We start from the raw sequence: 13,534 nt of genomic DNA, 5'->3' as shown, positions 1-13,534 counted from the left end.
AGTCCCCAGTCCCCAATCACATAGCGATCGATCGCTGTTGTTGCCGCTGTTTAATTCTTGCCAAACTGCCTGTAGGAATAGAATTAATTAACTGACGAGTGTATTCTGTTTTCGGTTGACGATAAATCATATCGGCAATATCAATTTCTTCGATTTTGCCGCTATTCATTACCATAATTCGATCGCTCATAAACTTAACCACACTCAAATCGTGGGAAATAAAAATGTAAGTCAAACCAAATTCTTGCTGAATTTCCTTTAACAAATTCAACACTTGCGCTTGTACAGAAACATCCAAAGCCGAAACCGACTCATCACAAATAATAAACTTTGGATTTAAAGCCAAAGCCCTAGCAATACAAATTCTTTGCCTTTGTCCCCCAGAAAATTCGTGAGGATAACGCTTCATCCAGTCAGGATTTAGACCGACTTTTTCTAACAGATAAGCGGCGCGATCGCGTCTTTCCCGATCTTTCTTTCCTATTTCGTGAATTCGCAAAGGTTCCATTACTGCATCGCCAATATTCATCCTTGGATCGAGAGAACTAAACGGATTTTGAAACACAATTTGCATCTCCCGACGCAACTTTTGTAAAGGCGCACCTTTCAAATTAGTAATATCACGTCCCTCAAAGAAAATCTGACCGCCCATTGGTTCAATCAAGCGCAATAAAGTCCGAGCTAAAGTAGTTTTACCGCAACCCGACTCTCCCACCAAACCCAAAGTTTCGCTCTTATAAACATCAAAAGAAATCCCATTTACAGCCATAATGTAGCGTTCTGTTTTCCCAAACATTCCTCGCACCGGAAAACCCACCTGAAGATTTTTTACAGACAAAATTGGCGCATCAGAAGTGTGAACTCGTGAGTGAGGACGAGAAACTGGGAATGGCGTACTTGAAACTCCTATTTGCTGATTTGAATTATCGCTTTTCTCCTCAATTTTCCATTCGCCATCATCAGTTTCTACCACTTCCATAAAATCAGAAACCGTTGGCAGATAGCGCACATTGCGATCCAAACTGGGACGACAAGCTAATAAACCTTTAGTATAAGGATGTTGAGGAGCCGAAAAAATTTGCCAAACCAGACCATATTCAACTATTTTGCCCCGATACATCACCGCCACAATATCAGCAATTTCAGCAATTACGCCCAAATCGTGAGTAATAAAAATCATCGACATTCCCCGACTCCGGCATAACTCGCGCAACAGTTCCAAAATAGTTGCTTGAACAGTCACATCTAAAGCCGTAGTCGGTTCATCAGCAATCAACACTTTAGGATTACAAGAAATTGCCATAGCAATCATAACTCGCTGCATTTGCCCCCCAGAAAGTTCGTGAGGATAGCGATCAAGCATCGCCAACTTCTGCTGATTAATATACTGATTAATTTCCTTCTCACTAATATCAACCGCCCACTCTCCAGCAGCAGAAGTATTAAGTTGTTCTTGTCGTCTAATCTCCAAAAAACCTTGCCGCAAATCCTCATCACTCGGCAGCAACTTCACCTCTTGTAACAGAGAAACCGCCAACCTTCTAGCTTGCGCCTCCGAAACATTTTGGTGCAAGCGAATTGCTTCTGTAATTTGAAAACCAATAGTATAAACCGGATTCAAAGAACTCATCGGTTCTTGAAAAATCATGGCAATCTCACCGCCTCGATACTGCTGCTTTCTGCGTTCCGGCAATTGCAGCAGATTCACAGCTTCAGCACCTTCTCCCGAACCTTGAAACCAAATTTCACCCAACACCCTGCTTGGACTCGGCACCAAACCCATGATTGCTAAGGAAGTAACTGATTTACCAGAACCCGATTCACCGACAATTCCTAGAGTTTGCCCCGGTTTCACCTGAAAAGAAATACCATCAACAGCTTTCGTAACCACAGGTGTTCTACCTGTACCTTTGGCAAGGAACTGAACTTGCAAGTTGCGAACATCGAGAACGGTGTCAGTCATGGAAGTCAAGCATCAAAATAACCACATCTTAACAGTGCAGAGGCTCAGATTTGTAGTACCAAGTACTTTAAATCCCCAACTTCTTAAAGGAGTTGGGGATCTCGATAGACAACTTTACCATGCTCGCAGCCAAAATCAGGATTTTTTGGCTATTTTTGCGAAGCTATTCCATATTTAAATGGCCTTATTTGACAAAGACGGAAATAATTGCTTAAATTATCGCCCTTGCTCTCCTATCCCCGCAAAGATGTGAGACAAACTACTTAGGCATAACGTTATTTGGGTTATCACTTTGTCTAAGTTGAGCATTGGCAGGCAAATTAGTGTTACCAGAAACCTTATTAAATACCAAAGCCCCTTTACCAAAAGTAGCTGGTCTAGGTTTTCCGGCTTCGATACCCTGTAGTTCCATTCGCAGTTTACCGTCGGGAGTAAACTCAAAAATCGTTTGGGCAGTTTTGTTGTTACTTGTCGTCAAATCCAATTGCATTGGTTTGCTAGTTGCAGAAGCAACTCGGTACCGCAGTTGTAAAGCTTGAGCTTTTTCTGAGTTTGATGGCAAGACAATAAATAACTTACCATCTTGTCCGAAAATAAAAGTGAGATTCTGAGTTGAAGAAACTCGGCTTTGCCAACTTCCCACCAATTTCTGGTTTATCGGGGTTGTAGCTTGATTGGTTGGTGGTGTTGACTGTGCTGTTGATGGTAGAACATCAATATTTGTGTTAACTGTACCAATTAAGCCCAAGAGTAAGCTAGAAACGAAAAGTTTCCTGAATGTTGGTACTGCACCCGAAAAATGATCGAAATTGATGATAGGGTTACGCATGGTGTTTCCACAGAGAATTCAACAAGAGATTACAGGTACGCACTTCTATTGTTAGGTTAATAGAAGGCTAGTCTTTGTGAAAGACGCAGTAGTTACCTCATTTGTGCCAGAGGCAGATTGCATCCACATAATATTCTTCGGGGTCATCTTAGCAAAACCATCGACAAATAATGATAACAGCAGGAGTTTTTTTAGATATAGTTGAGTTTCAGACAGAATCAAAGATCTAACTTTCATCGAAGTGTATTCATTTGGTTAGACATTTTTCCGGGGAGTGAGTCTCATGGTTGCTGAAGTACAAAAGCGGAATATGCAGAGTTTGCAAACAAATGCCGTTGATTTGTTAGGGCTGGTTGGTTCGTTATTACATCGTGTGAGTACGGCGCTGAGTTCGGATAGTGCTAGTGAAAAGTATGCCAAGTTTCAGCGAGAAGTTGCAGATGCGACTCGGAATGTTTCGGATTTAGAGTTGAGGATGGCAATTGTTGCGCCGATGAAGGCGGGTAAATCTACGATTATTAACGCTATTGTTGGTCAAGAATTATTGCCGAGTCGCAATGCAGCAATGACAACTTTGCCTACGGAGATTATGTTTGAGCCGCAATTGGCTGAGCCTGTTTTGATGTTGACTTCGCAGATGCAAGATATTTTTCGGGACACTTTTGTGGCTTTACAGCGCAAAATTGCTGAGTTGGGTTTAAACCGGGTGCAGGAAAGGATGGCACAGTATCCCCATTTGGCAAAGTTGCCGGAAAAGATTCAGAGTATGGGGGGAATTGCTATTGAGAACAGAATTTCTGGTCGGTTGTCTATTATTAATAGTTTACGGGGTTTGAATGATATTGTTCGTCTTTGTAGTGTTTTAGATCCGTTTTCCGATCCTTTGCAGTCGCTGATTGATGTACCAAGAATTTACACTCCTTTTTATCGATCGGGAATTACAGAAAAGGCAGATATTGCGGGTAAATTGGTAATTGTGGATACTCCGGGGCCGAATGAAGCGGGGGAAAATTTAAAGTTAGTAAATGTGGTGGCGGAACAGTTACAGGCGAGTTCGGTAATTTTAATTGTTCTGAATTTTACGGAGTTGAATACGAAGGCGGAAGAGGAAATTAAAAAGGATGTTGCTAGGGTAACTGAGTTGCGGGGAAAGGATAATTTATATGTTTTGGTGAATAAGGTCGATCAGCGCAAAGAGGGGGATATGACTCCCGAACAGGTGCGTCAATTTGTGGCGGCGGAGTTTGGGATTGGGGATGGAGAGGAGAACGATCGCGTGTTTGAAATTTCAGCGAGATGGGCGTTTTCTGCGGCTAATTTTTTGACAGAGGTGCAGCAACGTCCGGGTGTGGATGTGGGACAATTAAAGACGGCGCGATCGCTCGCTCAAGATGTTTTCCCTTTAGATTGGGAAGAAGAATTACAAGAAGTTACAGTCGCCCAACTAAAAAAGAAAGCCGAAAAACTTTGGCATAAATCTGGCTTTGATGCCTTTTTAACTAATGCCGTCAATGCTTTGATGACTGAAGCAGCACCCAGATGTATTACCTCTTCTTTGAAAATTGCTAAAGGTCGATTGCTAGAACTTTTGGAAGATACCCAATTACGCAGTCGAGCTATTAATGAAGATGGGGAAAAATTGCGGGTAGAAGTGGCAGCATTAGATGAAGATATTGATAGCATCGAAAACTGCCGTCACAGTTTGCAAGAAATTGAACAAATCAAAATTGATTTGCAGGCAAATTTAAATAATATTTTAGAAAAATTGCAACAAGAAGGTAAATTGAGTGTAGAAACATATTTGTTGCAAGAAGACCAACAAGTTGCTGATTTTGTGGAAAAAAGTGGGACAACTGGCAGAGCTTTTGTTAACTGGATTTCGCAACAAAAACAAGAAGTAGCAACTGAGTCTAAGCGACTCAGTTCAATGGAGTTTACTACTTTAAGGGAAGCCGAGGAATTTGCTGCCTTAGCTGTAGCTTATGCCAAGCGCCGAGTTGATTTGCTGTTAGAAAAAGTGCAGGAAAATACTGGTCAAGTAATTGATGAATCTCGGCAAAAAATGATGGAATTTTTAGAAAAGCAAACTAAACCAATTATCGATCGAGCTAGGGAAAGATTGAATGAAAATTTCCATTTAAATCTTTCTCTGCCTAATCTCAGATTTCATTCGGATTACTACATCGATCTGAACAAACCTTTAGTCATTCGCCATACTCGGAAGATCGATCAAGGTTACAGTGAAGTGGTAAAAAAGAAAAGGTCGTTTTTACATTTTATGTGGTTAGTTCCTTTTGAAATTACAGAAAAAGTCAAAAGACCGCACAAAACTGAGAACTTTTACACGGTTTCTTTGCAAGGAATAATTTATGAAATTAACAAGTTGATCGATCAAAGGATTAATGACATTAAACAGGGAATTAGTCAATATTTGGATGAAGATTTTCAGCAAAGAATTGATGACTTTTTTAATGATTTGGATGCTTACTTGAGTAACTATCGCGATAGTTTAAAACAAGCTCAAGTAGACCAACAGCTTTCTATTGAAGCCAAAGCTAAGTTAATTCAATCGCTTAATTCTTTAGTTCCTGAAGTTAAAGAACAGGTGAAAAAAGCTGATGGTTATCTCAGATATATGCAAGAGTTAGTGTCTAGTAATTAGGGGATAAGAAACAGAATAGGGGATGTAAGATAAAAAACAGAGCAAAACTATTTGCAGGTGGTGGAACAATCATGACTATTGCATCTCAAAAAATGTCTTTGGCAGAGTACCTTAACTTTGACGATGGTACTGATACTTGGTATGAATTGGAAAATGGGGAGTTAGTTGCCATGCCTCCAGAAAGCGATCGAAATCAGCGGATAGCATCTTTATTATTTGCCTTTTTTCTAAACCAAGGAATTTCTAGCTATCGGTTAAGAATTGGAACTGAAATAGTGGTAAGTAGTTTGCGGGCAACGACACGCTTCCCGGATTTAATCGTATTATCTGAAGAGTTAGCGACGGCATTGGAGGGGGCAAATCGATCGACCATTACACTCGATATGCCACCACCATTGTTAGTAGTTGAAGTAGTAAGTCCGGGACAAGAAAAACGCGATTATCGCTACAAAAGATCGGAGTATGGGGCGCGAGGGATTGCCGAGTATTGGATTGTCGATCCGATGCAACAAAAGGTGACAGTATTGGAGTGGGTAGAAGGTTTGTATGAGGAAAAGGTGTTTCAAGGAGATAGTGCGATCGCTTCTCCACTATTTGGTATTCTGAATCTTACCACTGCACAGATTCTACAGTAACAATGAGAAATTCTCAGTTAATCCGGGTGATACCGAGCAGAATGCCGCTGCTTTCTGTACCAACGATACCATTCTCCAGAAGAGCGAATTGCCAGCCAAAGTAGGATCATAGCAATTAATCCTCCCTGTCTGGGTGCGTCAAAGGCAAGTAACACTAAGACTACACATAAACCATCTTGGATAAAAACTAACCAAAGGGGTAAACCCCGCAGACGAAAAAACCAACCTGTTTGTACAAGTTGCAACACTAAAGCTAGTAATCCGCCGATCGTACCAACAAGTACAATCATCCATCCATCAAGGTTAGCTGTCTGCGCCACAAAAGCGCCAACAATTGCTCCCACTAACGGACTAAGTAAGAGATGAATAATTTGTAGAATACGCTGACCAAGGAGTTTTTTGGAAGCAAACAATTCAAATAATGACCAACTGGTGAGTATTCCCACTACTACTTGTGGATGAATGTGAGAAAGTATTGGTACGCGAGACCAGAGATTGTCTCCTTGCAAAAGTCCAATTAATAATAATGGTAGGGCAATTCTCCCTACACCTACCGCAGCGGAAGCAGAAAGCGCAGCAAGGAGTTCAATCATATTTACTGTTCTGGTTGTACTCTTAACCGAAAAGGGTAAACGCAAGTTTTTAACTTAATCGTTTCTTAATTGTAACCCTTTTTTTGTTGATAAGTCGATCGCTAATTTCAAGGGTTAATAATTTACTACATTATGTGTAAAATAAACTTTGTTGCTTCAATAGATTTAGGGCAACTCAACAGTGGATAATGGCGCGATATAGCATTATTCAACGCTAAATTACTCCCGCAGTTGTCACCAGAAAACCTGTCACTTTTAGCGATTTTCTTACCCAAGTTTGATATTTGTTGCAGATGATTGGGGCTGATAAAGTTCATAAGTTAGCTTACGATCGTGAAATATATTTATTAATGTAGCCTCCCATCCTGAGTAGAGTCTAAGTTTTCCATTGATTCTTTGTAGTACAGGTTGTTCTCCGTTGAACAGCAAAACTGCATCTCCTTGAAACCGATCGAGTAAGTCCAAAGTACCTTTTATTAAAGTATCTTTACCTTCTTTATAAGCATCTTTCGGATTAATACGGAAATCTACAACTATGCTTGGTTGAAAACCAAACTCTTCTGCTATAACTTCCTGCCCTATTTGACTTTTTAGGGTTGCGTATACAATAACACCTAAGCCAGCTAAACTATCTTTTTTGTGCCATTTTAGACCAAGATATTTGGAAATTATCTGCAAAGCCTCTACTGGTTTAATATTAGCTTCCAAGTTTAATATATAGTTTAATGCCATTTCTACCTCTCAGGATATTATCAATTTACAAAAATGAAATTTGCACCAACAATTCCACCTTTCAAGATGATAGCGTTATTTTTTAGTACAAGAATCTCTTTAAGACCTACAATAGGATAATATTTGAAGCTATATTGCGTACCCTTAAAGAGGTTGGTGCATAACAGTCAAATATTCGTCTTCCTATTCTGTAGTCAGGCTCCTTCAGTCCACGAACAGATGGATTTTGCCTCACTGTGTACCCTAAATTAGCAAGAGTTACTGCTGATTCGTTTTCTCGCATTAGTGAACGCAACACTTCAGGAGTTTGATTGGGGTACATTCTAGTAGGAGTACCTAGCAGTTTTCCTCTACCGTCTCGTGAAGGTTTAACAATATCAGGTAGTAAATTGTAGATCAACTTATAGCTGCCCTTGTAGATAGGTGATTACACTTTGCTTTCTGTAATTACTACCACAAAGTAAGTGTTTTTAGCTCATATAATTCGATAATTTTCAGCAAAATTTCTTTTTTATGCGTATTGATCTACAGTTGGCTTTCTTCTAAATATACTTTTCAGGTAATCTTTATAATAGAAAGTTTACCATAGTTAGTGAAAGTAACCAGTGATGCTGTTTTTCCAAATTGTCTTGCTCATCTTATTTAGCGGCTCGATCGCTTTTTACATTACCTGTGCCATCTGCACTCTCAAATTTTTTGCACCTAAACAACAGATGATCAACTCTTCCGAAGATCCTGTTTCGCTCATGATACCAGTTTGTGGTATTGATGAGGGAGCCTGGGAGAATTGGTCATCTTTTTGTCAGCAAAATTATCCTAACTATGAAGTGCTTTTTGGAGTGTTAGACCCGGAAGATTCAGCGGTTCCTTTGTTAAAAGAATTAGCGGCGAAATATCCCGATCGTGTCAAGCTATTAATCGGTTTAGAACCGCGAGGAATCAATTACAAAGATAGCAATTTAAGTTATCTTTTAGAAGCTGCCCAACATGAAATCATCATCTTTGCTGATAGTGATATTCGGGTAATTCCCAAATATATTAGTATTGTTACTGCTCCTCTAAAAGATCCCAAAGTTGGTTTAGTAACTTGTGGATATGTTGGCAAAAATCCTCGGACGATCGTAGCAGCTTTAGCTTCCTTTGGTCGGTGTTTTGATTTTATTCCATCTGCCTTAATTTCTAGGGTTATTGATGGTGGTTTTAAATTTGCTGTTGGCCCAACAATGGCAACTCGTAAATCATCTTTAGCAGAATTTGGAGGCATACATTTAAGCCGCATTGGGTCAGATTATAATTTAGCTAAACGAGCAGTAGAAGCTGGTTATCGCATAGAATTTTCTCGACATATTTTAGAGTCGGATACAACTGGCGAAAGTTTTTGGTCATTCTTTCAAAGAGAGGTACGTTGGGCGAGAACTATTCGGTTTAATCGAGGTTCACAATACTATGGAATGGTGTTTTGTTACGGTACTGTATACAGTGTTTTGTTATTGTTTATATCGGGATGGCAAAATTGGGCGATCGCACAGTGCCTACTAACTTTTATCATTCGCTACATTCAAGTACTAATTGCCATCTTTACTATCAACTGTCCCAAACTGTTACTTTGGCTTTGGTTACTTCCTATCAGAGATATTATAAGCCTAATTGTTTGGGCAATCGGCGCTTTTGGGCAACATATATATTGGCGTGGCAGATGGTTAAAAATTGAAAAAGACGGCTTGATTGTTCAAGGAGATAGTTAATCTGGGAACTGGGATACGGGCAATTGATGAATTGCCCCTACGACTGGGAACTGGTATTTATTATGGAGCAAACACTTGATTAAAATTCCCCTTTCCCTGTTCCCTGTTCTCTTATGTTGATAAAACCAAATCTTCTCCCTGCATTACCTGATAAGTATTAAGTAAGTAATTGGGCTGAAACAAAGTAATGAGATAACCTACTAAAATTAGTATCAAGGAAGTAATTACAATCGGGATAGCAAAAGGCAAATAAAGTAAATTGATCGGTTGTTTGATTAACATACCGCTAAATCTTTCCCAAAAAGCTTGCAGTTTGCTTTTGGTGTCCAACATTAAAGTAGAGTAAGATTTCCCTGAAGTTGAAATAGCGGTTTTCAGAAGAGATTTTTGCCAGTAATAATCATGACCCATCAGTAAAAAACGCCAGAAAAAATGCGAAATTCCTGATGGTGGTGCATGATTAGCCTTAGCTTGTGGATGTTGCCAAATGGTATAACCTTGTTCGAGTAAGTGATAAGCGTGAATCACGCAGTTGCCACGATATAAAGGTATGTCCAAAGGAATAGGATGTTTGAGTAAAAAATCTCTGCGAAAAGCGACATTATTTAAAAAGTATTGAGATGTTTTAGCTAAACTTTTTTTGTCAGAATATTGGGGAAAAATGTAGGTCAAAGCCATTGCTGTACCATAAGGGCCATTGCCCCTAGTGACGGTTTCTCCGGCTACGATTTGAATGTCATCCTCCTGATTAAAGGAAGTCAGTAAATTTCTTAGCCAATCTTTTTGGTATATGCAGTCAGAATCGCTGTAAACTATTATTTCCCCTGTCACTAGTTCTGCACCCAGCATTTTGGCTTCATAATAGCTAGTCTTGATGTTAGTGTGATGAACTTTGATCCAAGGGTACTGTTCGCAAAGCTGTTGGAGTAATTCAGGAGGAGTATCGCCGCTTTCAAGCAACAATACCTCGTTGGCTAACTTGGGGGAAATATCCTGATTTGCCAGTGAGTTCAGAGATTTAGCTAAGTCCCGAGGATTAGCGTTCGCCAAATTTTCGGTTTCCAGGACGATCGAAAAACTAGGTATATTCTGCATCAATGGTGCTTGTAAATCTTCCATCAGGTATATTCTCGATAACAATTTCTTATGAATATAATTTATTTTCTCTTGCGTTCGTCCTGGAAAATGGTCACTCTGGCTATTGTCACAGGTTTTCTCAGTGGTGCTAGTAGTGCTGGTTTGATAGCCTTGATTGGAAGTGCTGTCAGTAACAATCGTCACTCTTCATCAGCAGTTTTGGCTTGGGGATTTGTGGGGTTAGTGGTGCTAGTGTTGCTGACGAGTATTTTCTCTCAGGTGGTGTTAATTAAGTTAGCTCAGGATGCGGTCTTTCAAATGCAGTTGCGGTTGAGTCGGCAAATCTTGGCTTCGGAGTTGAGTCAGTTGGAAAAGTTAGGGACACCAAGGTTGCTGGCGACTTTGATTGAGGATGTGCAGGCAATTTCTCAAGCGGTTTTTAGTTTGCCTTTGATCTGTATTAATTTAGCGATCGTCGGTGGGTGTTTACTGTATGTTGCTTGGTTGTCGCCGCAAGTTTTGCTGATGATTTTGGTGTTGTTGGCGATCGCCATCAGCAGTTCCAATTGGTTTTTCAAAAAAGGCAGACAAATTCTAGCTTTAGCCCGTGAAGAACAGGATATCCTATTTAATAATTTCCGCACAATTTCCGAAGGAATCAAGGAATTAAAGTTAAATTATCAGCGTCGTCAAGATTTTTTAGTCGAAGATTTAACAGTTACAGCGGCAAATTTTCGACGGCATAATTTTCGCGGATTGTCTCTGTTTGCGGTTCACGCTAGTTGGGGTAAATTAATCTTTTTCTTTGCCATAGGTGCGGTATTATTTTTGCTGCCAAATGTGATTATCATTAACCCAAAAACACTCACTGCTTATGTCCTGACTTTCACTTATTTGATTTCTCCAATGGACATTATTGTGAATAAATTGCCTTTATTAACTAAAGCAGATGTAGCGTTAAAAAAGATTGAGGTATTAGGTTTAGCTTTAGCTAGTTATGCCGAAGCAGAACCAACTACGCCTGTATTGGTTGATTCTGCTAACCAAGATTTAAAACCGAATTGGCATAGTTTAGAATTGCGGGAAGTGACTCATGGTTATGGGAGCGATCGCGAAAATCTAGACTTTACCCTTGGCCCCATTAACCTAAGTTTTAAACCCGGAGAAATCGTCTTTTTGATTGGTGGCAATGGTAGCGGAAAATCGACTTTAGCTAAACTAATTACCGGACTTTATATTCCCGAATCCGGCAAAATTTGTTTAGACAATCAACCAATTACTCAACAAAATCGGGAATGGTATCGTCAGCATTTTTCAGTGGTGTTTTCCGACTTTTATTTATTCGAGCGACTTTTAGGTTTTGCTAAATATAATATTGATTCAGTAGCAGAAACATATTTGCGTCAACTACAATTAGACCACAAAGTAACAGTGGAAAATGGAAACCTTTCCACCACCGCACTTTCCCAAGGACAGCGCAAGAGATTAGCATTACTTACCGCTTATTTAGAAAATCGACCAATTTACCTGTTTGATGAATGGGCATCAGATCAAGACCCAATTTTCAAAGAGTTATTTTACACAAAATTTTTGCCCAAACTGCGAGATAAAGGTAAATTAGTGTTAGTAATTAGTCACGACGATCAATATTTTGGATTGGGCGATCGCATCATCAAACTCGACTACGGCAAAGTAATTTATGATAGTACATTTGCCTGAATTGGGGATTGGGGATTGGGGACTGGGGATTGGGGATTGGGGATTGGGGATTGGGGATTGGGGATTGGGGATTGGGGATTGGGGATTGGGGAATAGGAAAATTCAAAACTCAACACTTGGATCGGGATTTATGGATTTACATGATGAGCAGAATTAATTAATAAATTTGGTAAATCTGTGAATCGGGATCAAACTTTCTTCTGGTAAGGACAATTCATCAATTCTCCCTACTTCCCAGTCCCCAGTCCCAAGTCCCCAGTCCCCAGTCCCCAGTCCCAAGTCCCCAGTCCCCAGTCCCCAGTCCCAAGTCCCCAGTCCCCAGTCCCCAGTCCCCAGTCCCCAGTCCCCAGTCCCCAGTCCCCAAGACCTACAACAATCCTACTAAATGCAATGGCCCATGACCGCTAATTAACTCAATTAATAAAGCAATCAAACCAAGCATTGCTAACCGTCCATTCCAAACTTCCGCAGAAGGAGTTAAACCCCATTCCCAACGTTCTTGAGGGTACATTTTCACTTTCTTCTTCATTTGGGTGACTTCGGAAAGCAATAGTCTGGGAGAGTTGAGAGCGTCAACAACCAAATCTGCTAAAGCATTAATAAATACTGGGTGAGTATTTAAAGCGGGGACTCGACGGAAATTATGAATACCTGCTTCTTCAGCTATTTCTCGATATTCAATGTCGATTTCTTGCAGAGTTTCAATATGTTCAGAAACAAAGCTAATCGGTACTACTAATAAATTTTGTACGCCTTCATTAGCTAGTTCTTGAATGGCATCTTCTGTGTAAGGTTTGAGCCATTCCACAGGGCCAACCCGACTTTGATATGCTAATACGTGGGGATTTGGGCGATTTAAGGTTTGCATGATTAAATCTGTGCATTCCTCAATTTCTTTCTGATAAGGATCGCCTGCTTCTTCGACGTAACTAACGGGAACGCCGTGAGCGCTAAAGAAAATAGTTACTTCGTCGGGGTTGGAAAATCGATCGAGTTCCTCAGCAATCAACTGCGCCATTGCTTGTAAATAACTGGGTTGCTCGTACCAGGAACGAATTACAGTGTAATTAATTCGGTTTAATGAAGGGTCTTCTTGCCAAAGTTTTTCTAACAGACGGAAGCTAGAACCGCTGGTGCTGATGGAAAATTGCGGGTAAAGCGGTAGGATTACTAGTTTTTCGATGCGATCGCGCTTAATCTTAGCAACCGCTTCCTCAGTAAAAGGATGCCAATAACGCATCCCGATATAAATACCTACAGGTTGTCCTTTTTCCTTTAAGTTTTCTTGTAAAGCTTCTGCTTGAGCTTCCGTAACTTGACGTAAAGGAGAACCACCACCGATCGCCAAGTAGTTTTCTTGCGATTTTTTGGAGCGTAAACTAGAAATTAGCCATGCCAGAGGTTTTTGCAACCAAGGAAAAGGCAAGCGAATAATTTCCGGGTCAGAGAATAGGTTAAAAAGAAAAGGTCGGACATCATCGATTTGCTCTGGCCCACCTAAATTAAGTAGTAATACTCCAGTACGCCCCATAACGATTACAGTTTTCTAATGTTTTCATATTTGTTACCGATTTTAACA

At 40.2% G+C, this 13,534-nt stretch carries 10 protein-coding genes; 4 read left to right on the top strand and 6 right to left on the bottom strand.

Annotated elements, in window-relative coordinates:
- Positions 1-16 precede the first annotated feature (16 nt).
- Positions 17-1,963 (bottom strand): ABC transporter ATP-binding protein, encoded by a 1,947-nt coding sequence (locus tag ACE1CA_RS27545; RefSeq protein WP_413279514.1) that lies wholly within the window; start codon positions 1,961-1,963, stop codon positions 17-19.
- Positions 1,964-2,222: 259 nt separating this feature from the next.
- Entirely contained in the window at positions 2,223-2,792 is a 570-nt protein-coding gene (locus ACE1CA_RS27540; protein WP_413279513.1) for a hypothetical protein, read from the bottom strand.
- Positions 2,793-3,075: 283 nt separating this feature from the next.
- Here ACE1CA_RS27540 and ACE1CA_RS27535 point away from each other — a divergent pair, with 283 nt between their 5' ends.
- Positions 3,076-5,454 carry a dynamin family protein gene (locus tag ACE1CA_RS27535; RefSeq protein WP_413279512.1) on the top strand — a complete coding sequence of 793 codons (2,379 nt, stop codon included), beginning with the start codon at positions 3,076-3,078 and terminating at the stop codon, positions 5,452-5,454.
- Positions 5,455-5,525: 71 nt separating this feature from the next.
- Positions 5,526-6,089, top strand: coding sequence for a Uma2 family endonuclease (locus ACE1CA_RS27530; RefSeq protein WP_413279511.1), 564 nt, complete (start codon positions 5,526-5,528; stop codon positions 6,087-6,089).
- Between the two features lie 17 nt (positions 6,090-6,106).
- Here the strand turns inward: ACE1CA_RS27530 and ACE1CA_RS27525 are convergent, their stop codons facing one another.
- Together ACE1CA_RS27525 and ACE1CA_RS27520 are read right to left on the bottom strand one after the other, a co-directional pair.
- Entirely contained in the window at positions 6,107-6,682 is a 576-nt protein-coding gene (locus ACE1CA_RS27525) for a DUF4126 domain-containing protein (RefSeq protein ID WP_413279510.1), read from the bottom strand.
- A 267-nt stretch (positions 6,683-6,949) separates the two neighbouring features.
- The gene (locus ACE1CA_RS27520) at positions 6,950-7,414 is read right to left on the bottom strand and encodes a SitI3 family protein (protein WP_413279509.1); all 465 of its coding nucleotides are present in this window, start codon (positions 7,412-7,414) and stop codon (positions 6,950-6,952) included.
- 605 nt (positions 7,415-8,019) lie between these two features.
- On the opposite strand from ACE1CA_RS27520, the gene ACE1CA_RS27515 reads away from it, so the two are divergent.
- On the top strand, positions 8,020-9,159 hold the full coding sequence (locus tag ACE1CA_RS27515; RefSeq protein WP_459563662.1) for a glycosyltransferase: 1,140 nt from the start codon (positions 8,020-8,022) through the stop codon (positions 9,157-9,159).
- Between the two features lie 111 nt (positions 9,160-9,270).
- Here ACE1CA_RS27515 and ACE1CA_RS27510 read toward each other — a convergent pair whose 3' ends face one another.
- On the bottom strand, positions 9,271-10,278 hold the full coding sequence (locus ACE1CA_RS27510) for a glycosyltransferase family 2 protein (RefSeq protein WP_413279507.1): 1,008 nt from the start codon (positions 10,276-10,278) through the stop codon (positions 9,271-9,273).
- A gap of 27 nt (positions 10,279-10,305) precedes the next feature.
- Here ACE1CA_RS27510 and ACE1CA_RS27505 point away from each other — a divergent pair, with 27 nt between their 5' ends.
- A complete protein-coding gene (locus ACE1CA_RS27505) occupies positions 10,306-11,955 on the top strand; it encodes a cyclic peptide export ABC transporter (RefSeq protein ID WP_413279506.1) in 1,650 nt (549 codons plus the stop codon).
- Between the two features lie 367 nt (positions 11,956-12,322).
- Here ACE1CA_RS27505 and hemH read toward each other — a convergent pair whose 3' ends face one another.
- The gene (gene hemH / locus ACE1CA_RS27500) at positions 12,323-13,486 is read right to left on the bottom strand and encodes a ferrochelatase (protein ID WP_413281468.1); all 1,164 of its coding nucleotides are present in this window, start codon (positions 13,484-13,486) and stop codon (positions 12,323-12,325) included.
- Positions 13,487-13,534 lie beyond the last annotated feature (48 nt).

It is taken from the genome of Floridaenema evergladense BLCC-F167, assembly GCF_041929205.2.
Lineage (GTDB): Bacteria > Cyanobacteriota > Cyanobacteriia > Cyanobacteriales > Aerosakkonemataceae > Floridanema > Floridanema evergladense.
The sequence above is the reverse complement of the archived record's forward strand: the minus strand, read 5'-3'. Positions and strand labels throughout refer to the sequence as shown.